Here is a 21,960-nt window from a genome sequence, read left to right on the forward strand (position 1 = left end):
CGGCTGAAGTTTGGGCGAATATTGCCCAAAATTGAGGCGGAATTGACAAGAATCGGCAAATAGTTGAATGATCCGACCCGTTAGACATAGATCAGCGCAGTTCAAAAGCACTGCGCGCGCGATCCCGGAAGGAGGAGCTTGCCCTTGGCGAGTCCGGGGTCGCGCCATTTGTCTGATGTTCAGTGCGCTCTGTTCTCCGGGTCTTGCTCAATCAGATGCGCCGTTGCCGGTACCCTCGGGCCAACCTGTGCATTTGGATGACGTTCTGCTTGATAACAATCCGGGCGAGTTGTGGGTGCGCTTTCGTTTCATTGCGCCAAGGATCGGCGGGACGGTAGGGCGGATCACTTATGATGTGGCGTCCAAGGATATGGAGCACTTGTGCCAAATTCTGGCGGTTCCCTATGTGGCGGAACATGAGCTGCAGCCTGCGCGGGTTGTCATTTCGTTGTCGGACAGACCGCTGGAATTTGGCGATGTCGCCCCGGACGCGACGCAATTTTTTGAAGCCTACCGGCTGGAGCAGTCCCGGTGTATCTGGGAGGGGCTTTGATCATGAACTTTTCCCGTCATGAAGTCAGAGCATCTCAGACCAACGGTGCGGCTTTGGAGGTGCGCAACATGATTCCATCCCTTTTCGGGCATGATTTGTCCTTGTCTGTACGTGTTAAACCGGGGGTGCTGACATGTTGAAGCATCGTGGCTTCCCCGGTCGCCTGACCGGTACGGATTTTCAGTTCACCATTCGTCGCGCCAATCCAAAAGGTGTGACGCCTCTGACCCGTCGGGAACGGTTTCGCGATCGCAGGCCTGCTGACAAGCGCGCAGATACCGCGTTCATGGAAGCGCTTTGGGTTCATTTCGGTGATCAGCCGTTCGAACGGGGCAACCTGGATGCAGGTCGCCTGAGCTGGTTGTTCGGGCGCGAGGTGGTTCCTGCAGAGGATCCGTTTGATCCGGCCAGTTATGATGCACTTTTGGTCATTGATGTGGATGCGGCTCGCGCATCCTTTCCTGATGTCATCGACGAGTTGGGCTGATTTTGACATTGGCTACCGCATATCAGAGAGCCGAACCCGGTGTTGCGGCGATCCTGCCCAAAGACGGGCAGGATCTATGTGCGGTGTCAGAAGTTCAGCTGAGCGGCAAGCTGAACGCGATTGCCATCAAAGGTACGGCCGGTGGACGCGTCGTTCCGCTCACCATAGATGTACTCGGCGCTGAGGGTCAGATTGTCGGTCGCCTTGTAGAACGCGTTGACGTGGATCGTTTCCAGCTCGGTGAAGGACAATGTGCCGGTCGAGGTGGGAAGGTCATAATCTTCGCGACCATATGCAATGCCGACATTCCACTTCGGACTCAGGTCTTGTCTGAACTCGATAGTGTAGCCGTCAACATCATTCGCCTGACCTCCGACAATCGCATCTCCAATGCCGACGAGGTATGGGCCAAGGGCCTCACCCGTTACATAGTTGACCTGGAACAGCCCGCCTTGCCACGGGCGTACCGAGGCAGAGGCAGTAAAGCCTGTTTGGTCAACTTCAACACTGCCGGAATTGGCTTTGCCGTAAAGCACCGCACCGCGTGCGATGTAGGTGCCGTCGTTGTATTCCGCCGAGGCCGTGAGGACCGGATCGTCAGAGTTCGAACCGCTGACATTTTCTTCGACCGAAACGGCAAACTGAGCATTGCTTCCAAGCTGTCCAGTGTAACGCAGCTGCGGAACACGGGCGAAGGCGACGCCGACCGGGCCGTTGAATTCGACCGAGGTAGGATAGGAATCAAGCGGTTGGAAGTTGGTCCAGTACTGACCGATCAGGTACTGGTCCCCGATCGTGATGTTTGCGTGACGCACACGCAGCTCAGCGGTACCACCCGAGCCAAACAAGTCAAGTTCCAACTGCCCGCCGATGTCTCCGATTCCGCTTGGCGTGGAGGTGCGCAATCCGATCCGCGATTGGCGCACCGTGGCGCCAAAGGTGCCATCAGTCGCGGCAGAAGGTTCACCGATAACATTCACGAAGGCAGTGTCGCCCTGATCGAATTCGAAGTCATAGAAGAAATCGGCCTTGACGTAACCGTAAACGTCCAAAGTGGTGTTACCGATCCGAAAATCTCCGTCGGCGGTGCTGTTATTCGCGGATTCCAGCGCCTCGACCCTCGCGCGCAGTGCGTCGAGCTCGGCTTGGGTCTGGGCTTCCTGAGCATAAGCAAGGGTGCTGGTCACACTGAGTGCAGAGGCAGCAAGCAGGAGTGCCTTCAGTCTTGTAGTCGTCATGTGGGTATTTCCTTGTGTGCGAGTGTGCAAACCCAACGTTTCACGCGTTCAGTAGCGACGGAAATCACAAGGGTGAGACGAAAAACTATAATTTTCTCAAGGAATTGTGTGGCTGAAGCTAAGAAAAATCACGACTGGGTGAACCGATCTGTCAACCATATGAATCCAAATACGATTTTGCTTATCAAAAAAGTGTCATGCCGTGATGCCGCGTGTGTAAAGCTTCTGTGCGAGGAGCTGGTTTGTAACAGAAATGTGACGGGCAAGATGGCTTCGCTATCCGTGGGTCGTAAAAGAGGTTTCGGCGCAAACTTGCGCGAGGTCTCGCTGCATGGGCAGATTCCAGCCGAGACAACGCGCAGAAACAATGCTGTGTTTTCTGGTGAGATTGTGGCGTGCAAGGTGAACGAGCCGTGCGGCTCTACTTTGCCTGCGCCGCACGTGCACCTACTATTCCGTACCCCTTCCTCACGCGGGCAGGCTTGTGTTCCCCACAAAGACCTGTCCGCGTTTTTCTTTTTGCGAGAACGCGGCGAACAAAGGCAAAAACCTGCACAAATTCTGCCTGTACACTCTTTGATATTGAATAACAGTCTGCGTTTCGCGCATCTGACGCCCAACAAACCAAGAAACCAAAAAGGGCAGATATCATGCGAATCTCACGGCTCATCTTTGTTGCGACGATCTGCGCGGGCTTGGCTGCGTGCGGCGACACCACAGGCGAACAGGCTATCCTGGGTGGTGGGGCCGGCGCTGTCGGCGCAGCCGTCCTCAATGCCGACCCGCTTTTCGGCGCGGCCGTCGGCGCAGCGGGCAACGTGCTTTACTGCAAAACGCAGAACACCTGTAACTAACGCATCATTTTGGGGGCGCCTTTCGTCCCGTCCGTCATCGCGCATCACGCCGTCGCGGGGATCGTTCCCTGCGGCGGCGTTTTGCGTTTCCAGAACACCAAGCCAAAGGACGTTCCATGTTCAATAAGATCCTGATCGCCAACCGGGGCGAGATCGCCTGCCGGGTTATCAAAACCGCCCGCAAAATGGGTATCGGCACAGTTGCCATTTATTCGGACGCGGACAAGAACGCGCTTCATGTGTCGATGGCAGATGAAGCCGTGCACATTGGGCCGCCGCCAGCCAATCAGTCTTACATCGTGATCGACAAGGTCATGGACGCTATCCGCCAAAGCGGTGCACAGGCCGTTCACCCTGGTTATGGCTTCCTGTCGGAAAATGCCAAATTCGCCGAAGCGCTGGAAGCCGAAGGCGTGGCCTTTGTCGGCCCCCCGAAAGGCGCGATCGAAGCGATGGGCGACAAGATCACCTCGAAGAAAATTGCTCAGGACGCAAATGTTTCGACGGTTCCAGGCTACATGGGCTTGATCGAAGATGCGGATGAGGCGGTCAAAATCTCCAACGAAATCGGTTATCCGGTCATGATCAAGGCCAGCGCCGGGGGCGGTGGTAAAGGCATGCGGATCGCGTGGAACGACGAAGAAGCGCGCGAGGGCTTCCAGTCGTCCAAGAACGAGGCCGCGAACTCGTTCGGGGATGACCGGATTTTTATCGAGAAATTCGTCACCCAGCCGCGCCACATCGAAATTCAGGTTTTGTGTGACAGCCACGGAAACGGGATCTATCTGGGCGAGCGCGAATGCTCGATCCAGCGCCGGAATCAGAAAGTGGTGGAAGAGGCACCGTCGCCTTTCCTCGATGAAGCGACCCGCAAAGCTATGGGCGAACAGGCCGTGGCATTGGCCAAGGCCGTGGGTTATTCCAGCGCGGGCACGGTGGAATTCATCGTCGATGGGGAAAAGAACTTTTACTTCCTGGAAATGAACACCCGCCTGCAGGTGGAACACCCGGTCACCGAGTTGATCACCGGCGTTGATCTGGTGGAACAGATGATCCGCGTGGCCGCTGGTGAGCCATTGTCGATCACGCAAGACGACGTGACGCTGACTGGCTGGGCGATTGAAAACCGTTTGTATGCGGAAGATCCCTATCGCAACTTCCTGCCGTCGATTGGCCGTCTGACCCGTTATCGCCCACCGCAAGAGGTTGCGGCTGGTCCGATGCTGGTCAACGGTAAATGGCAGGGCGACGCGCACGAAGGTGAAGCGGCAGTGCGCAACGATACCGGCGTCTACGAGGGCGGCGAGATCAGCATGTATTACGACCCGATGATTGCAAAACTCTGCACCTGGGCACCGACCCGCGAAGCCGCGATTGAGGCGATGCGCGTTGCCCTGGACAGTTTCGAGGTTGAAGGCATTGGTCACAACTTGCCGTTCCTGTCTGCAGTGATGGACCACCCGAAGTTCATCAGTGGTGACATGACCACGGCTTTCATTGCCGAAGAATATCCCGATGGGTTCGAGGGCGTATCCTTGCCCGAAGATGACCTGCGCCGGATCGCTGCATCCTGCGCGGCCATGCACCGTGTGGCCGAAATCCGCCGCACCCGCGTGTCGGGTCGGATGGACAATCATGAACGCAAGGTTGGCAAACGCTGGGTTGTATCGCTGGAAGGTCACGAATTGCCGGTTCAGGTGAACGCAGACAAAGAAGGTGCGACCGTCAAGTTCGAAGATGGCTCGACCCTGCGTGTGGCCTCGGATTGGACGCCGGGCGATCAGCTGGCCGTATTAGATGTCGATGGCAGCCCGTTGGTTCTGAAGGTGGGCAAGGTTTCGGGCGGGTTCCGCATTCGCAACCGGGGGGCCGATTTAAAGGTTCTGGTGCGCCGTCCGCGTCATGCAGAGCTGGCCAAACTGATGCCAGAAAAACTGCCGCCGGATACCTCGAAAATGCTGCTGTGCCCGATGCCAGGCCTGGTCGTGAAGATCGACGTGGAAGTCGGGCAAGAGGTACAGGAAGGTCAGGCGTTGTGCACGATTGAGGCGATGAAGATGGAGAACATCCTGCGCGCCGAGAAGAAGGGCACTGTTGCCAAGATCAATGCTGGTCCCGGCGACAGCCTTGCCGTAGACGAAGTGATCATCGAGTTCGAATGATCATGAAGACGCTTTCGACACATCTTCCAAAGGCTCCGGCGTGCCACGCCGGAGGCCGTGGAGGTGTCGAAAGTGTTCAGCCACCCTCGCGCCGTTCGCGGATTTCGCGCTCACGCAGGGGTGTCTTGTCGATTGATCGGCCGATCTCGCGAACGCTCCAAGGGGAGGGTTTGCGTAGTTTCACCACGCCGTCTTTGTCGACAAACACCATCTGGAACCCGCGCGGGCGCAGTTGCGCCCTGATCGGGGATTTCGCTGACGGGTCGGTATCAGTCAAGACCACGACGTCCCGGTCACGCATGGCCTGTTCGCCATCCAATAGCATGTCGATCTGTTGTTGGAATCGCGGGTCGGCTGGCGTGTCTGCAAAGACAACGATAGGGCGGTTGACCCATAGAAAATCGCTGAGTTCGCTGTCGCCTGCCGGGCGAACAAAGCTGTCATCTGAGGGCGCCGTGCCGTCCGCCGCCCAAGCGGCCAGCGGGATTAGTGCCGAGAAAACAAAGGCAAGCGTGCGAGTCATGTGGCCTCCTGTTCTTTCGAATATAGCCCCTGTCTCCGCGATTGCGACTGACGATTTACGCAGAACACTCAAAATTTTGCGCTTGCGCCTCGACGCAATGATCAAGCGCATGACCTAAATGCGGACGTTTTGCGACGGCCGCCACCCGAATTGACGAGAGGAAATCGAAATGACCGACACGAAGGACTGGAAAGCGCTGGCCGAGAAAGAGCTGCGCGGACGTCCGTTGGACGATCTGACCAAGGAAACGCTGGAAGGCATCGCCGTCAAACCACTTTATACGCAAGAAGATACAGCGGATCTGCCGCATATGGGCTCGCTGCCGGGCTTTGGCCCGTTTACGCGCGGGGTGAAGGCGACGATGTATGCCGGTCGTCCGTGGACGATCCGCCAGTATGCGGGCTTTTCGACGGCCGAGGAATCAAACGCCTTTTACCGCCGTAACCTGGCAGCAGGTCAGCAGGGTGTCTCGGTCGCTTTCGATCTTGCCACGCACCGTGGTTATGACAGTGATCACCCGCGTGTTGTCGGCGATGTGGGCAAGGCCGGTGTGGCCATCGACAGCGTGGAAGACATGAAGATCCTGTTCGATGGTATTCCGCTGGATAAGGTCTCGGTCTCGATGACCATGAACGGTGCGGTGGTTCCGATCCTGGCCAGTTTCATCGTTGCGGGGGAAGAGCAGGGCCATGACAAATCGGTGCTGTCCGGCACTATTCAGAACGACATTCTGAAAGAGTTCATGGTGCGCAACACCTATATCTATCCGCCCGAGCCGTCGATGCGGATCATTTCGGACATCATCGAATACACCTCGAACGAGATGCCGAAATTCAATTCAATTTCGATCTCGGGCTATCACATGCAAGAGGCCGGGGCGAACCTGGTGCAGGAATTGGCCTATACGTTGGCGGACGGACGCGAATACGTGCGCGCCGCGACCGAGGCCGGGATGGACGTGGACAAGTTTGCAGGCCGTCTGTCCTTCTTCTTTGCCATCGGCATGAACTTCTTCATGGAGATCGCCAAACTGCGCGCGGCGCGGACCCTATGGCATCGCGTGATGACCGAATTCGGTGCAAAATCCGAGCGGTCAAAGATGCTGCGTACCCATTGCCAGACCTCGGGCGTGTCGTTGCAGGAGCAAGATCCCTATAACAACGTGATCCGCACAGCCTATGAAGCGATGAGCGCGGTTTTGGGTGGCACCCAGTCGCTGCACACCAATGCGTTGGACGAGGCGATTGCACTGCCAACTGACTTCTCAGCGCGCATTGCTCGGAATACCCAGCTGGTGTTGCAGGAGGAGACCGGCGTGACCGACGTGGTCGATCCCTTGGCGGGCTCCTACTATGTCGAAAACCTGACCAATGAACTGGTCGAGAAAGCCTGGGCGCTGATGGAAGAGGTCGAAGAAATGGGCGGTATGACCAAGGCCGTCGCCTCGGGTATGCCCAAGCTGAGGATCGAGGAAAGCGCCGCTCGTCGTCAGGCCATGATCGACCGGGGCGACGAGGTGATCGTTGGCGTCAACAAATACCGCAAGGAGCAGGAAGATCCGATCGACATTCTGGATGTCGACAACGTTGCGGTGCGCGAAGCACAGGTCTCGCGACTGGAACGTATCCGCGCAACCCGCGATGAGGCCGCGTGTCAGGCTGCGCTGGACGCGCTGACCAAGACCGCTCAAGAGGGTGGAAACTTGCTGGCCGCCGCGGTTGAGGCCGCCCGCGCCCGCGCATCCGTAGGAGAGATCAGCATGGCAATGGAAAAAGAGTTCGGTCGCCACCGCGCTGAAGTGAAAACCCTGGCCGGTGTGTATGGGGCGGCTTACGAAGGTGACGAGGGCTTTGCCGCGATCCAGAAGTCCATTGAAGAGTTTGCCGAAGCTGAAGGGCGACGCCCCCGTTTGCTGGTGGTCAAGATGGGGCAGGATGGTCACGACCGGGGTGCCAAGGTCATTGCGACCGCATTTGCGGACATTGGGTTTGACGTCGACGTTGGGCCTTTGTTCCAGACACCGGCCGAGGCCGCGCAGGACGCCGTGGACAATGACGTGCATGTGGTCGGGATTTCCTCGCAAGCCGCAGGGCATAAGACGCTGGCCCCGCAGTTGGTCGAAGAGCTCAAGAAAGCCGGAGCCGAGGATATTATCGTCATCTGCGGCGGCGTGATCCCGCAGCAGGATTATCAGTTCCTGTACGATCATGGGGTGAAAGCGATCTTTGGCCCAGGCACCAATATCCCCGAAGCTGCACAGGACATCCTGCGTCTGATCAGTGAAGCGCGCAGCTAAACGGCGATCAAGATTTTCGTCGAAATATCTTGTGATCCCGCGCCAATGGCGGAAACATGCGGCCAGACCTGACCGGGTCTGGTCGAATTGTCTTTAGGAGGCGCGCATGTTGCTCGATCATCTGGCCGTTGCAGGCGAAACGCTGGAAGAAGCCTCCGCACATGTCGAACAGGCTTTGGGCGTTGCGTTGCAGGCGGGCGGCAAGCACGAGAAATTTGGTACCTATAATCGACTGCTGGGGCTCAAGGATGGTCTGTATCTTGAGGCGATTTCCATCGATCCTGACGCCCCCCAACCAGAACGAACCCGCTGGTTCGATCTAGACCGGTTTACGGGCAAACCCCGCTTGAGCAACTGGATTTGTCGCGTGCCAGACATCGAAGCCTCGCTGTCGGTGTTTCCCGATGGTGTCGGGACACCGATTGATCTGACTCGTGGTGCCCTGAGTTGGCGTATGGCCGTGCCGCCGACCGGCCGACTTCCGTTTGACAACCTTTTTCCCGCGTTGATCCAGTGGCAGGGCGATCTGCACCCGGCGCAGATGTTGCAGGAAAGCGGTTGCCGCCTGCGCAGGCTGGTCGTGTTCCATCCGGATGCGCTGACACTGGCCACACATCTTGGCGCGTTGGACTGGGTGGTATTCGATACGGGACCAGCTGCCTTGCGGGCCGAGGTTGAAACCCCGCACGGTCTGCGCATGTTGGAATGAAGGTTCGCCCGGCACGGCCAGCAGATGCGCTTGCGATTGCCGAGATCGCCAATCAGATCATTCGCGAGACGCTGGTCACGTTCACCACCGATACTCGCAGCGCTGAAAGCATCGCCGAAGATATCCGCGCCCGAGGTCCCGGGTTTCTGGTTGCAGAAATTGAAGGCCGCGTGGTCGGATTTGCGACCTTTGGGCCTTTCCGCTCGGGCCCGGGTTATGCGCATAGTTGCGAACACTCCATCCAATTGGCGCCTGAAGCGCGCGGCCAAGGCGTGGGCCGCGCCTTGATGGTCGCACTGGAGAAAGCTGCGCGAGCCAAGGGGGTCCACGTCTTGGTTGCTGGTATCTCATCCGCAAACCCGTCTGCTGTTGCATTCCACGCAGCGTTGGGGTTCGAACAGGTCGGGGTTATGCCTCAAATCGGTTACAAATGGGGGCAGTGGCTGGATCTTGTGCTGATGCAGAAAATTCTTTCCCCGGATTGATCTATCGCACCTGACAGTCCCGAATTGTGGCGCTAGGGTACGCCCATGTCGATTTGGACTCGCATATCAGACGCTCTTAGCGCACTTGCACAGGGCGAAAGCCTGACCGCTGTTTTTGAAAAGCTTCGCTCACCGCCTGAACGCTCGGTGGCGTTTACGATTGCCGTCATTGCGCTTGGCGCAAAAATGGCTAAGGCAGACGGGCAGGTGACGCGGGACGAGGTCACAGCCTTCCGCGACGTGTTCCAGATCGCACGCGAGGATGAGGAGGGCGCGGCGCGGGTTTTCAACATGGCGCGCACGGATGTGGCCGGGTATCAGGATTATGCCCGCAAGATCGCCCGGATGTTTTCCGAAGACAGCACCACACTGTGCGACCTGATGGAAGGGCTGTTTCACATTGCGATGGCCGACGGGTTCTATCATCCCAATGAGAATGAGTTTTTAGAAGAGGTCAGCCGCATCTTTGGTCAAACAGATGCGCAGTTTTTGGCCTTGCGTGCGCGGTTTGTGCCGGACGCACCCAACGACCCATATGTGGTTCTGGGAGTATCCCGGGATATGCCCGTGGCCGAGATCCGCAAGGTCTGGCGTCAGCTGGTGCGCGAGACACACCCGGACGCCATGATGGCACGCGGGGTCCCCGAAGAAGCGATCCGGTTGGCTGAAAAGAAGATGATCGACATTAATCGCGCCTGGGACGAGATCAACGGCGCGGCGGCCTGAGGGGATGCGGTTGGCGACCTATAATATCGAATGGTTCGCCAATCTTTTCGACAAGAATGACGCCCTTATTGTCGATGACAGCTGGTCCGGCAGGCACGATGTCACCAAAGCGCAGCAAGTTGAGGCAATTGCCAAGGTTCTAACCGCGATGGATGCCGATGCAGTGCTGATTGTCGAGGCACCGAACACCGGCAAACGACAAAATACAGTGCGTGCTTTGCAAGGCTTTGCCGAGGCATTCGAACTGCGCACCGCCGATGCGGTGATGGGCTTTGCCAATGACACACATCAGGAATTGGCACTGCTGTTTGACAGAACTGTTCTGAGCGCACGTCACGATCCAAAAGGGGGCATTGAAGACGGGTCGGCTCCTCGGTTCGACGGTGAATTCAGAATTGATCTGGATGTTGACGCGACCGAAGACATTGTTGAGTTTTCCAAACCGCCAATGGAACTGGCGCTGACGACTAAGGCAGGCAATGAAGTCAGGCTTATTGGAGCACATCTGAAATCAAAGGCGCCGCATGGGGCAGAGTCCAGGGACGAAGCGATCCGAATCTCGATTGCCAATCGTCGCAAGCAGCTAGCGCAGGCAGTTTGGTTGGCCCGAAGGGTTGAGACGCATTTAGAACAGGACGAGTCTGTCATTTTGCTGGGGGATCTGAATGACGGGCCGGGGCTGGATGAATTTGAACACCTCTTTGGGCATTCATCTGTTGAGATTTTGCTGCAGTCCGGGCTGTATGATCCGCACGCGGTCAGGGCACATGAATTTCGGCCAGGTTCGATCCCGTCCACTGCGCGCTTTGCGCGCCCCGAAGAGGGCCGATTTCTGGAGGCGCTTCTGGATTACATCATGATTTCCCAAGATTTGCGTGCCTTTGATCCCGTCTGGCGTATTTGGCACCCATTTCGGGATACTGTTTGTTGGTCTGAACCCGAAATGCGGCAAGCGCTGTTGACAGCTTCGGATCATTTTCCGGTCACTCTGGATATTGACCTGTGATCTTTGCAGCCTCTGCCCAAAGGTTTATATCAAGGCTATGAAACGGATTGTTCTGATCAGCATCGTGTTGGCATCATTTGCAATGCCAGCTTCGGCCCAAGAAGACACTGGAAAATCCCTGATGGAGCAGGGAGCCGAGTTATTTTTCGAAGGGCTGCGCAAGGAAATGGAACCGGCGCTGGATGACTTGCTTGGATTGGCGGATGAGTTCGGCCCAGCCATGCAGTCGTTCTTGCAAGAGATGGGCCCGGCGCTGGCGGAACTGGCAGCTCAGGTCAAGGATTGGAGCGCCTATGAGGCACCCGAGATCCTGCCCAATGGCGACATCATCATCCGCAAAAAGCCGGTTGAAGACCTGCCTGAACATGAAAACAAGGACGAAGAGAACCCCGAGGGCACAACTGATATCTGAGTTTGCCTCAGCCCTTGATGATCACCTGCGTTTCAGATTTCAGGGCGCTTGCCAGCGAGTTCAGGCGTGCCTCGGCCACTTCGCTGAACAAAGGTGCCGCAGCCTCGGGTAAATACAGTTCTAACTCGCGCTTTTTCGGATAGAATTTCAGGCGCCCCATATTGGCTTCGTTGTGCATCCAGAGCATTGCGCCAAATCGCATGGCTTTTCCCAGAATTTCGGCCTGCTTCTGGTCTTTCTCGTCTAGCAACTCATACAGGGGCGTAAACCGGTTGCCTTCGCGTTTGTTCTTGTAACGATGTTGCAGGGCCAACCCGATAAAGACACGCTCGGAATGTTTCAAACCCCCAAGATTGGCGCGAGTGACATTGTCAAAGCAAACCTCGGCCCGATAATCGGGATGAGCGCGCCAACTGACATCGTGCAGCAGGCACGCGGCCTGAATCAGGCGTACGCGGCTGGGCGGGGCAGATTTGAACAGCGGCATGACAAAGTCATACAAGTTGCGGCCAAAACCAGGCAGACGCGCATCCTTTGCTTCGGAAAAGCGGCTGGCTTCGATCAGGGGGTCGCGGTCCCGCAGTTCCTGCGGCATCTGTTCATACAGCAACCCTTCGCGGATGCCATAGCTCGAAATCGCGATATCCTTGGGTTTGAAGGTTCGGATCAGCCGGGTCAGAACATCCATTGCATAAGGAATCAGCGACATACGAGAGCTTGAGACCCCAGCCTCGCCACGCAGTTTTTCGTAGTCGCTTTTTTCTATGAACTTGATGGTATCGCGCACTTGTTTGGTGGTCATTCGGTATTCGTGCAGCACGTTCAGTGGATAACCCCGCCGCAGCATGTCCAGTCGCGCAAAAGCTCGCCAACTGCCTCCGACCAGAAACAGGCGATCTCGCTGCGGACCCATCTGATCGCGCAGCTCTTCCATTGTTGACTTGATATGCGCCTTTCGGGCTCGTCGCCCGCCTTTGATGTCGCGCAGCTTCAGAGGGCCTAGGGCTGAGGTCACACGGCGACCGACCTGACCATCGCCGATTTCGGCCAATTCCATCGACGAGCCGCCAATGTCGCAGATCAGGCCGTACGCACCGGGCCAGCCTAGCAACACGCCTTGTGCCGACAGACGTGCCTCTTCCGCGCCGTCGATTACGGCCACAAGCAACCCGGTTTCTGCTTCGACCTGTGCGCAGAAATCCGGGCCGTCTTCGGCCTCACGCACCGCAGCCGTGGCCACCACATGCAGCCCGGGCAGATCCAGATCCATCGCCAGATGCTGGAATCGCCGCAGCGCCGCCAGTGCACGGTCACGCCCGCGTGGGTTTAACCGGCCCGTCTCGGACAGGCCCGCGCCCAGTTCGCACATCACCTTTTCGTTGTAAAAATAAGCCGGCGACCGGGCTGCGCCGTCGAAGATCACCATCCGAACCGAGTTCGATCCCACATCGACCACTCCGACCCGCGACAGGGCACGTGTGCCAGGGTCGTCGAACAAAGGTTTTCCGAAAGGTCCCCAGTCCGGGATGTCGGTTTCGACGGTCTGATCCATGTGTCTTCCAGATAGTGCAGTCAGAGGATGCGAAATTGGAGCTTGCGGGTCAATCACCCGTGTCGACCTCGTCCGGGCTTGTGTTCAAAACCCGAACGGCCAAGGCACGTGTGATGTCACGCTTTTCCGCTAATGCCAGATGGTCGAGTTGCGCAACAACGTTTGCAGCGGTTTCAAACCGTCGATCCATATGTTTCACGAGATAAGCGATGACTTCGGGGCCAGGATTCAACTGACGATCCACAAACAGTTTGGCCAGCACCGCGCCCAGAAGCGCGTCGTCGGGCGGGTCCAATGCGACGTGATGGGCCCCTTCAACGCGGCTTTGAAGATCCGCTAGGGGCAGTTCCCAAAATTTCGGTGCAAGCCTGCCGGTCATTAACAAGGCATGCCCTTCGGCCAGCACCAGATTGTGCAGGTGAAACAGTGTTTTCTGCTGTTCCAAATCCCCGGCGACCATGGGTACATCTTCGACGGCGATCGGTCCTCGCGCCAGATCAGGTACGTCGTCATAGCGCAGGTCTGCTGCCTGAATGATCTGTCCACCGGTTTCAGCGGCCCAGACATGCGCCAGATGAGTTTTGCCCGCGCCCGCCGGTCCGCTGAGTACCAGCTTGTTTCCGGGCCAAGATGTTGCCGAAATCATCGCAACCGCCAGAGCATTGGAAGGCGAGACAAAGAAATCCTCACGCCCAAGCGCAGTTTTGGCGGGCAGGTCAAAGCTGAGTTGTCGGGCCATTTACTCGGTTTCCTGATCCTGACTTTCAAGACCGGTGTAAAGTCTGCTGTCCAGATACAGCGAAGTTGCAAACCGCGCCAGCACGCCAAGCGCTGCTGCGACGGGGACTGCGATCAGCATACCGACAAAGCCAAACAATGCGCCAAAGACCGAAAGCGCCAGCAGCAGCCAGACCGGGTGTAACCCTACAGAGTTGCCGACCAATTTGGGTGTCAGGAAATTCCCTTCGGTGACCTGGCCAATGGCAAAGATGCCCGCAATCAAACCGATATGTGCCCAATCGCCCCAGAACTGAAACAGCGCGAGCCCAATGGCCAGCGTTCCACCAATCAAGGCGCCCAGATAAGGAATGAACGTGACCAACCCTGCGATGAATCCGACAATCAAGCCAAATTGCAGACCTGCCAGCATCAAGGCGACCGCGTAATATGTGCCAAGGATAAGGCAAACGGTACCCATCCCGCGCACGAAAGAGGCCAAAACGGCGTCAATCTCGACCGCCAACCGCTTGATGGTGGGGGCGTGGTCGCGTGGCAAAAGCTCTCCGATGCGAGCGATCATGCGGTCCCAGTCCAGCAGCATATAGACCGCGACAACCGGTACGATGACCAGCAGAACCACAATGTTGATTGCGGACCCCAGAGAGGTCAGCACTGTCTGCAGAACATCCCCTGTCTTGGACTTCAACGTATCGCCAAAAGATACCAACATCTGGTGCGTGCTTGATTCCCGATCCAAAAGGGACGGAAACTGTCTTTCGATAAAGCCGCGCAACTCTTTGAACAGAGCCGGCAAGACATCAACCAGGTCCAATAGCTGTGTGATCAAGGCGGGTACGACCATCAGGATTGCCAACACGAACCCCAATACGCCCACAACCGTGATGATAGCTGTGGCGGCCATGCGCGAAAGGCCAAGCCGCTCAAGCCTATCCGCGACAGGATCAAGGAAGTAGGCAATGGCCCCGCCGATCACAAACGGCAGCAGGACGTCTCCCAAGGCCCAGAGGATCAACGCAAAAACCGCAGCGGCGAAGCCCCAGTATCTTAGTTGATCCTTAACCGGCAATGCCATCGCGATCCCCTTTTGGCAGGTCATTGACGGTGTTCTTGGCGTATCAAGCCCCGTGATGCAAGCGCTTCATGTGGCCTGAAATTGCGGCGGTTAGTCCTGTAGCGTCCCCAGTTCCGGCGTGTCCTCGTCTGCGGCTTCATCAGGCCAATTGGTACGCCAGATTTCTGCAGACCAATGTCCGCAATGGACAGCAGGTCGGTCGAAACCAGGTAGCGTGGGCAGCAACGGCTGGACAATAACATCGTGGCGGGGGACGGCGAAGTAAGGGAAAGAGTATCGCTCTTTGCCTGACCGGTTTACCACCCGATGTGGTGTGGATTTCAATCGCCCGCCTGACCATAGCTCTAGCATATCGCCAATGTTGACCACAAAGCCGCCGGGTGGGCAATCCGGTGTGATCCATCCACCGTCACGCGTTTGAACCTCAAGTCCACCCACCGGATCAGGGGCGATGATGGTCAGTGCGTCCGTGTCTTTGTGCGGATGGATACCATAGCCCGTTTCATCGTCTGCCTGCGGCGGGTAGTGCAGAAGGGTCATGTTGGTCATAGGGTTCTGAAACGCACTGCGCAGAGCGTCGGGCTTCAAACCCAGACCGTTTTCTAATGCGCCGAGCAACAGATCGGTAACGCGATCCAGTTGGGCCCAATAGTCCAGAATGGTCGCCTTGGCACTTGGCACCTCATCCGGCCAGAGGTTTGGTCCGTACAGAGCACAATCCGCACGTATCGGCGCGTCTTCTGCAACCTCGTGGTGCAGCTTGTACCCTTCATATTTGTCGGCCTTGCCCGAGCCATCGTTGGGAGTGAAGAACCCCATGGGAATATAGCCGCGATAGTTTTCGCGGGTGATGGCCTGATCCCATTTGCGCGACTCATCGATGGCAAAGATGTCTCGGGTCGTTCGTCTGACTTGATCAACGGTTTCCCGAGTCACGCCTGTCCCGGTGATGGACAGGAACCCGATCCCGGTACAAGCCTCAAGGATGTGTTGCACCGTTGCTTCGTATGCATCGGTTTTCGGTTCGGTTAGAGGCGAGATGTCGATTGTTGGAATGCTGTCCATCAGTGAATCCTGACCCCTTGGCGTTCCAGTTCCGTATGGACAGGTGCCAAATTCAACTGGTCCAGGTCCTGATTGCTTTTGAGTGAAAGTGCGGCCGCAATGCCTGCACCCTGACCCATGACGGCGCAACAGGCCATGTTGCGCGTGGCGGCATGAGCCACTCGGTCCGCGCCATGCGACCGGCCCGCGACCAGCAGGCCCTTGACCCCTTTGGGCAACATCGAGCGATAGGGAACCTGCATGTACCGCCCCGTGGTGGGCAGGATCAAAATGCCATAGCCGTCTATGAATTCGGGATAAATGCCAATGGTATCTTCAAACCGACCCTGATGGCGGGCGTCGTTTTCTGTCATGTTGTACAGGGCATCGATCTTGCGGGTGTCGCGGATGCCAATAGTCATTCCGAAGTTCCGAAGCCGCGCGTTTTCGCATCCGGGCATGAACCTTCGTAGGGCATCGATGGCTAACATCGACTGTCGGCGGCCTTCGATCTCACCGCGTGTCAGGCTGTCAGGGTCGGTCCCGTCGATCTCGGCCAGATGGATGAGGTTCATATACGTCAGCTCACCCGTGTCATGCATTGCGCCCCAGGTGCCCGCGATGGTGTTGAGATGCGGGGGGATCAGACCTTGATCAATCGCCTGCTGGAACGGTTTGTGAACAAAGGGCGAGAACATGTCGTCCTCTTTGCCGCTGGTCTCAATATTCCACTCACCGCCGCCGCCCCAGTCCTTATAGGTTTGCGGGTCGGCTTTCACGCCCTCCATGAAGGCGCGCTTGTCGACACCGGCCAGATGGAACATGACCGAGGCGGCCATCATGTCTTCGCGTGGGGTCTTGTGGGTCGGTGCGCCTGCGCGGTGCGCCACATCTGCGTCGCCGGTGGCGTCGATTACCACTTTGGCCAGGATCGCCTCGCGCCCCGCCTTGGATTCGGTGATGATGCCGGTGATCCGGTCGCCATCCATGATGGGGGCGACGAACTGGCGATGAAGCATTGGGTGCACGCCTGCCTCTTCGACCAGCTTGTCGGCCACCAGTTTGAACCCTTCGCTGTCCAGTTCATAACTGAGCGACTGGCTTTCAGGCACCGCCGCGCCCATGTCCTTGGCGCGGGTTTCGAATTCCATCCCGATTCCGCCAGCCTCAATGGTTTGCTCATGGCGATACCATGCGAAACCCTCGACACCCACAGCAGTGATGTTGCCGCCCATGCAACCAAAGCGGTCGACCAGAGATACTTCGGCCCCGGCCCGCGCCGCCGCAAGTGCTGCGGCCAGCCCTGCGGGACCAGAGCCAACAACCAACACGTCGGTCTGATGGATGACAGGGATTTGGCGGGCGGGTTCCTGAATTGTTTGCATCGGCGCCTCGTGGAATTAGAAGTTCCGTTACAATTGAAATTCTCAATTGGCGGGTCAATCAAAAAACCGACTGACGCGAAGTCGCAAAAACGCCAATGTCCGATTGCCCCCGGCGGGGCTTTGGAATAATCACCTGTGCAGTCGATTTCTTACCTTTGAAGGTCCACCTATGCGCCTGAGCCGTTACTTTCTGCCCGTTCTCAAGGAAAACCCGTCTGAGGCTCAGATTGTCAGCCACCGGCTGATGCTACGTGCCGGGATGATCAAGCAGGCTGCGGCCGGGATTTATTCGTGGTTGCCGATGGGTTTCAAAGTGCTGCGCAAGCTGGAAAACATCGTGCACGAAGAACAGGCGCGCGCGGGCCATATCGCGATACAGATGCCGGTTTTGCAATCGGCCGATCTGTGGCGCGAATCCGGTCGCTATGACGATTACGGTCAGGAAATGCTGCGGATGAAGGACCGGCATGACCGGGACATGTTGTTTACGCCCACGGCGGAAGAACTGGTGACAGATATTTTCCGCGGTCACGTAAGCAGCTACAAAGATCTGCCGCTGACGCTGTATCAAATCCAGTGGAAGTTCCGCGATGAAATCCGCCCGCGTTTTGGCGTGATGCGGGGCCGCGAGTTCTATATGAAAGACGGCTACAATTTTGACCTGACCAAGGAAGATGCGCTGCACGCATATAACCGCCATCTGGTCAGCTATCTGCGCACTTACGAACGCATGGGTCTGCAGGCGATCCCGATGCGCGCCGATTCAGGCCCCATTGGTGGCGATGACACGCATGAATTCCTTGTGCTGGCTGATACCGGTGAATCCGAGGTCTTCTATGACAGTGCCGTCACCGACCTGACATTCGGCGACCGCGAGATCGACTATGACAGCCGTGAACAGTGCCAGGCCATACTGGAAGAGTTCACTTCGAAATACGCGCGTACCGACGAAACGCATGACGCTGCGCTGTTTAACCAGATCCCCGAGGAGCGCCGTCGCGTTGCACGTGGTATTGAGGTCGGGCAGATTTTCTATTTCGGCACCAAATACTCCGAACCTCTGGGCGCGACCGTACAGGGCCCTGATGGCAAACCGGTTCCGGTACACATGGGCAGCCACGGTATCGGCGTCAGCCGCTTGGTAGGTGCGATCATCGAAGCAAGCCATGACGATAAGGGCATCATTTGGCCCGAGGGAGTAACGCCGTTCCACTGCGGTATCGTGAATCTGAAACAGGGTGATGAACAAGCAGATGCGGCCTGTGACAAGATATATTCGGCGCTGACCGCTTTGGGTCTGGAGCCGTTGTATGATGATCGAAAAGAACGGGCTGGGGGCAAGTTTGCAACCATGGACCTTATCGGTCTGCCTTGGCGCATCACCGTGGGTCCACGTGGTCTGAAGAATGGTGTGGTTGAACTGACTTGCCGCCGCACTGGTGAAAGCGAAGAGCTAAGCCCCGAAGCGGCTGTCACCAAAGTTGCAGAAATCTATCAGCAGATCGCCTGATCGCGATCATCGGATGCTGCGCTGACAGTCACGGCGAGTACATCAGATCTGGCCGCTAACTGAGGCCAAAGCAAAGCGACCGGCCCGGGCCTTAATTTTGGTCTGGTGTCGGACGCTCTGCCAGAACGTCGCCATCGGCGTCGTCGCCTCGAGCGACAACAATGGGACGACCCAGACGGCTGACCAGTTCACGAAACTCGAGGCCCAGAAACCGTAGCCCACAAACGCGTGCGTCGGTTGTTCGATCCGTGATGCACAAACGGCCCTGGCGAAACACCAGTCGATATCCTTTTTCTTTTAGGATGTCTGCCAAATTGCTCCAGCTTGCCGCGCTGACAAAGATCGGCCGAATGGCCGCGCGCAGCAGTGCTGCTGTTTCACAATCCAGTTCTGTTGATGCCCTGCGAGTCGGAATTGAGCCCGCGCCATTGGTAGAAATTTGAAAATTCATTGAGCGACCCCCGCTCGTTAAATGTGTTCCCCCGTAGTTAGGGTGACAAAGTTTCCAAAAATAATCAAAATGAGTAATAAAATTTCGCCATCATTGTTGCCTTTTCGATTCACAGACTCACGAAGCGCGATGATTAACTTCATAACTGAAACAATCCGGTCGTGTCTGTGAAGGTCTTCACAACTCATGGTATAACGCTACGTTTCGAAGTCATCCATTTTGCGGCGACGTATCTGTGGTGAACCGAATCAATGCGGCTCATTCGGGCCGAGGTATGGGGTCTTTGCGACTACCGGCTTGACCATCGGGAGAAATGCCGAAACTGTCGCCGCAAACAAGAAACACCCCGGAGCAGGCATGGCCAAGACACCCCCGCCCTTTGCCCCTTTTGAATGGAAGATCGCTTGGCGTTACCTTCGGTCCCGCAGGGCTGAAGGTGGTGTCAGTGTGATGACGTGGATATCTCTGATCGGTATCACGCTTGCAGTGTTCGCACTGATTGCGACGTTGGCGGTTCGGTCGGGCTTCCGTGCGGAATTTGTGGGCACAATTCTGGGTGCCAACGCACATGTGACAGTCTATTCGTCCGGGGAAATTGATGATCAGGGTCGGGTCGACCGAACGATAGCCGATTACGAAGATCGCGCAGCCCGGATCGCACAGGTCGCCGGAGTTGAACGGGCTGCGCCTTTGGTCAAAGGGCAGGTGTTGATCACCAATCGCGACCGCAGCAGTGGGGTTGAGGTGTTTGGCATCCGACCCGACGATCTGTTCGATTTGCCGGGTATCGCCCAGGCAGAGCAGGCCGCAGGCGATCTGACAGAGTTTCAAACAGGTGAAGATGTCATCGCCATTGGATCCGGTGTTGCGCGCAGTATCGGAGCCACCGTGGGGGATGTCGTCAAGCTGACCTCGCCAAATGGGGTCAAGACCGCCTTTGGCACTTCACCGCGTGTAAACGCGTATCGCGTTGTCTATGTGTTTTCAGCTGGTCGCTACGACATCGACCGCACCCGCGTGTATATGCCGTTTTCGCAAGCTCAGAGTTTCTTCAACCGTGAAGGTGTTGCGGATGAGATCGAAGTGATGGTGCAGCAGCCGGAAAGTCTGGGTCCAATTCTGATTTCGATCATTGAGGCCTCGGGCGAACGCAGTCAGATATGGACATGGCAGGATGCGTCCGGCGGCTTTCTTCGCGCGCTGGAAGTTGAAGACAACGTGATGTTCATCATCCTTTCGATACTGGTTCTGATTGCCGCGATGAATATCGTTTCGGGCCTGATCATGCTGGTCAAAAACAAGGGTCGAGACATCGGCATCCTGCGGACCATCGGCCTGAGCGAAGGATCCGTTCTGAGGATCTTTTTCATCTGCGGTGCATTCACCGGCCTGATAGGCACGGCGATGGGTGTTATTCTGGGATGCCTTTTCGCAATCTACATCGATCCGATCTTTTCTTTTGTGAATTACGTGATGGGCGGTGGTGTCTGGGACCCGTCGATCCGCGGAATTTACGCTTTACCGGCCGAGTTGCACCTGAGTGACGTGCTCAAGGCCATCGGCTTGTCGCTTGGCCTGTCTTTCATTGTCACCTTTTTCCCAGCCCGTCGTGCGGCACGGCTGAACCCGGTCGAGGCGTTGCGTTATGAGTGATTTCACATTGCGTCTGAGCGGGCTGACCAAAACCTACCTAAAGGGCACACCGGGCGAGGTGCAGGTACTGCGTGGGGTCGATCTGGACTTACGCGCGGGGGAGGCCGTTGCGATGGTTGCTCCGTCAGGTGCGGGCAAATCAACGCTTCTTCACATCGCAGGCCTGTTGGATAGGCCCGATGAAGGCTCGGTCGAGATTGCCGGTCAGAGCGTGACCGGCAAGGGTGATCGTACCAGAACTGCACTACGTCGGCGGGACGTCGGGTTCGTGTATCAGTTTCACCACCTTCTGCCCGAATTCACAGCTTTGGAAAACGTCACCCTGCCACAACTGGCGAATGGCGTTTCTGAAAAAGCTGCGCAGGCACGGGCTATGGACCTTCTGGATCGGGTTGGCGTCGCCCCACGTGCCAGCCACCGCCCTGCGGCGTTGTCGGGCGGGGAACAACAGCGTGTGGCCTTTTGCCGGGCGCTGGCCAACGCACCGCGTGTTTTGTTGGCGGATGAGCCGACCGGCAATCTGGACCCGGAAACCTCGGATCAGGTTTTTGACGCGCTGATGGCACTGGTGCGCGACGAAGGGCTTTCGGCCTTGATTGCGACCCACAACCTGGATCTGGCGGCTCGTATGGACCGAATGGTCAAGCTTGAGGGCGGGGTGCTCAGGCCAGTTGCGTGATTGCAACGCCTATGGCCATTACGGCGATTCCGCCGGCTCGTATCCATGTCAGTGGCGTGATCTGAGCGCCAAATAGGCCGAAATGGTCAATCGCCGCTGTGCTGATCAATTGCCCCAGCAATACAAAGAAAACCGCGTTACCGACACCGAAGTGCGGGGCCACGTGGGTGATCGACAGAACATAGAACGAGATCAGAACACCGGCCAGCAACAAGTGTTTCGGGGTCGCAGCCACCTTGGAAAGCGCTTCGAGACCCGGAAATAGAAGCATCACTAAGGCCGACGCGATAAAGGCGATCGCAAACAGGATCACGGCGGCGGTGGTTGGGGAGCCAATCAGCTTGCCTAGGGCCGCGTTCAACGCCGCAAGAATAGGGACGCCGATCCCGGCTGCCAGCATAATCGCTGCGTATTGTGTCATG

Annotated in this window: 22 protein-coding genes; 13 read left to right on the forward strand and 9 right to left on the reverse strand. The window is 57.2% G+C overall.

Features of this window, described 5'->3' with window-relative positions:
- Nucleotides 1-223 precede the first annotated feature (223 nt).
- Both GS632_RS09040 and GS632_RS09045 read left to right on the forward strand, forming a co-directional pair.
- Nucleotides 224-553, forward strand: coding sequence for a DUF6497 family protein (locus tag GS632_RS09040; protein ID WP_253284444.1), 330 nt, complete (start codon nt 224-226; stop codon nt 551-553).
- A gap of 133 nt (nt 554-686) precedes the next feature.
- Nucleotides 687-1,040, forward strand: a complete 354-nt coding sequence (locus GS632_RS09045; RefSeq protein WP_171175437.1) for a hypothetical protein — start codon at nt 687-689, stop codon at nt 1,038-1,040.
- An 86-nt stretch (nt 1,041-1,126) separates the two neighbouring features.
- Here GS632_RS09045 and GS632_RS09050 read toward each other — a convergent pair whose 3' ends face one another.
- Entirely contained in the window at nt 1,127-2,278 is a 1,152-nt protein-coding gene (locus GS632_RS09050; RefSeq protein ID WP_171175435.1) for a DcaP family trimeric outer membrane transporter, read from the reverse strand.
- Between the two features lie 650 nt (nt 2,279-2,928).
- On the opposite strand from GS632_RS09050, the gene GS632_RS09055 reads away from it, so the two are divergent.
- Together GS632_RS09055 and GS632_RS09060 are read left to right on the forward strand one after the other, a co-directional pair.
- On the forward strand, nt 2,929-3,132 hold the full coding sequence (locus tag GS632_RS09055; RefSeq protein ID WP_171175434.1) for a hypothetical protein: 204 nt from the start codon (nt 2,929-2,931) through the stop codon (nt 3,130-3,132).
- Nucleotides 3,133-3,248: 116 nt separating this feature from the next.
- Complete coding sequence (locus GS632_RS09060; RefSeq protein WP_171721754.1) at nt 3,249-5,294, forward strand: acetyl/propionyl/methylcrotonyl-CoA carboxylase subunit alpha; 2,046 nt, start codon at nt 3,249-3,251, stop codon at nt 5,292-5,294.
- Nucleotides 5,295-5,370: 76 nt separating this feature from the next.
- Here the strand turns inward: GS632_RS09060 and GS632_RS09065 are convergent, their stop codons facing one another.
- Nucleotides 5,371-5,817, reverse strand: coding sequence for a DUF4174 domain-containing protein (locus tag GS632_RS09065; protein ID WP_171175430.1), 447 nt, complete (start codon nt 5,815-5,817; stop codon nt 5,371-5,373).
- Between the two features lie 169 nt (nt 5,818-5,986).
- Here GS632_RS09065 and scpA point away from each other — a divergent pair, with 169 nt between their 5' ends.
- The 6 genes from scpA to GS632_RS09095 all read left to right on the forward strand — a co-directional run bounded on the left by scpA (nt 5,987) and on the right by GS632_RS09095 (nt 11,451).
- Entirely contained in the window at nt 5,987-8,113 is a 2,127-nt protein-coding gene (gene scpA / locus GS632_RS09070; RefSeq protein ID WP_171721753.1) for a methylmalonyl-CoA mutase, read from the forward strand.
- A gap of 106 nt (nt 8,114-8,219) precedes the next feature.
- A complete protein-coding gene (locus tag GS632_RS09075; RefSeq protein WP_171721752.1) occupies nt 8,220-8,822 on the forward strand; it encodes a VOC family protein in 603 nt (200 codons plus the stop codon).
- Complete coding sequence (locus GS632_RS09080) at nt 8,819-9,307, forward strand: GNAT family N-acetyltransferase (protein ID WP_171237219.1); 489 nt, start codon at nt 8,819-8,821, stop codon at nt 9,305-9,307. The genes GS632_RS09075 and GS632_RS09080 overlap by 4 nt, the downstream gene beginning before the upstream one ends.
- 45 nt (nt 9,308-9,352) lie before the next feature.
- The gene (locus tag GS632_RS09085; RefSeq protein ID WP_171175422.1) at nt 9,353-10,033 is read left to right on the forward strand and encodes a molecular chaperone DjiA; all 681 of its coding nucleotides are present in this window, start codon (nt 9,353-9,355) and stop codon (nt 10,031-10,033) included.
- A 4-nt stretch (nt 10,034-10,037) separates the two neighbouring features.
- Nucleotides 10,038-11,039: an endonuclease/exonuclease/phosphatase family protein gene (locus GS632_RS09090; RefSeq protein ID WP_171237220.1), complete on the forward strand. Its 1,002-nt coding sequence runs from the start codon at nt 10,038-10,040 to the stop codon at nt 11,037-11,039.
- A gap of 37 nt (nt 11,040-11,076) precedes the next feature.
- Nucleotides 11,077-11,451: a hypothetical protein gene (locus tag GS632_RS09095; RefSeq protein ID WP_171175418.1), complete on the forward strand. Its 375-nt coding sequence runs from the start codon at nt 11,077-11,079 to the stop codon at nt 11,449-11,451.
- A 7-nt stretch (nt 11,452-11,458) separates the two neighbouring features.
- Here GS632_RS09095 and GS632_RS09100 read toward each other — a convergent pair whose 3' ends face one another.
- From GS632_RS09100 to GS632_RS09120, 5 genes are all read right to left on the reverse strand, one after another.
- Entirely contained in the window at nt 11,459-13,003 is a 1,545-nt protein-coding gene (locus tag GS632_RS09100; protein WP_171721751.1) for a Ppx/GppA family phosphatase, read from the reverse strand.
- A 49-nt stretch (nt 13,004-13,052) separates the two neighbouring features.
- Entirely contained in the window at nt 13,053-13,742 is a 690-nt protein-coding gene (locus GS632_RS09105) for a DnaA ATPase domain-containing protein (protein ID WP_171237222.1), read from the reverse strand.
- Nucleotides 13,743-14,816, reverse strand: coding sequence for an AI-2E family transporter (locus GS632_RS09110; RefSeq protein ID WP_171176236.1), 1,074 nt, complete (start codon nt 14,814-14,816; stop codon nt 13,743-13,745).
- Nucleotides 14,817-14,906: 90 nt separating this feature from the next.
- Nucleotides 14,907-15,881: an isopenicillin N synthase family oxygenase gene (locus GS632_RS09115; RefSeq protein ID WP_171237223.1), complete on the reverse strand. Its 975-nt coding sequence runs from the start codon at nt 15,879-15,881 to the stop codon at nt 14,907-14,909.
- Nucleotides 15,881-17,245: an FAD-dependent oxidoreductase gene (locus GS632_RS09120; protein ID WP_171175412.1), complete on the reverse strand. Its 1,365-nt coding sequence runs from the start codon at nt 17,243-17,245 to the stop codon at nt 15,881-15,883. Before GS632_RS09120 ends, GS632_RS09115 begins: the two co-directional genes overlap by 1 nt.
- 169 nt (nt 17,246-17,414) lie before the next feature.
- Here GS632_RS09120 and proS point away from each other — a divergent pair, with 169 nt between their 5' ends.
- Nucleotides 17,415-18,755 (forward strand): proline--tRNA ligase, encoded by a 1,341-nt coding sequence (gene proS, locus GS632_RS09125; RefSeq protein ID WP_171235493.1) that lies wholly within the window; start codon nt 17,415-17,417, stop codon nt 18,753-18,755.
- A 91-nt stretch (nt 18,756-18,846) separates the two neighbouring features.
- Here proS and GS632_RS09130 read toward each other — a convergent pair whose 3' ends face one another.
- Nucleotides 18,847-19,206 carry a hypothetical protein gene (locus GS632_RS09130; RefSeq protein WP_171175409.1) on the reverse strand — a complete coding sequence of 120 codons (360 nt, stop codon included), beginning with the start codon at nt 19,204-19,206 and terminating at the stop codon, nt 18,847-18,849.
- Nucleotides 19,207-19,563: 357 nt separating this feature from the next.
- Between GS632_RS09130 and GS632_RS09135 the strand changes: the two genes are divergently transcribed.
- Nucleotides 19,564-20,859 (forward strand): lipoprotein-releasing ABC transporter permease subunit, encoded by a 1,296-nt coding sequence (locus GS632_RS09135; protein ID WP_171721750.1) that lies wholly within the window; start codon nt 19,564-19,566, stop codon nt 20,857-20,859.
- The gene (locus GS632_RS09140; RefSeq protein ID WP_171237225.1) at nt 20,852-21,538 is read left to right on the forward strand and encodes an ABC transporter ATP-binding protein; all 687 of its coding nucleotides are present in this window, start codon (nt 20,852-20,854) and stop codon (nt 21,536-21,538) included. The genes GS632_RS09135 and GS632_RS09140 overlap by 8 nt, the downstream gene beginning before the upstream one ends.
- Here GS632_RS09140 and GS632_RS09145 read toward each other — a convergent pair.
- Nucleotides 21,522-21,959, reverse strand: coding sequence for a DMT family transporter (locus GS632_RS09145; RefSeq protein WP_171175403.1), 438 nt, complete (start codon nt 21,957-21,959; stop codon nt 21,522-21,524). The two genes, GS632_RS09140 and GS632_RS09145, sit on opposite strands and share 17 nt — an antisense overlap.
- Nucleotide 21,960 lies beyond the last annotated feature (1 nt).

The organism is Ruegeria sp. HKCCD7296 (genome assembly GCF_013110775.1).
GTDB lineage: Bacteria > Pseudomonadota > Alphaproteobacteria > Rhodobacterales > Rhodobacteraceae > Ruegeria.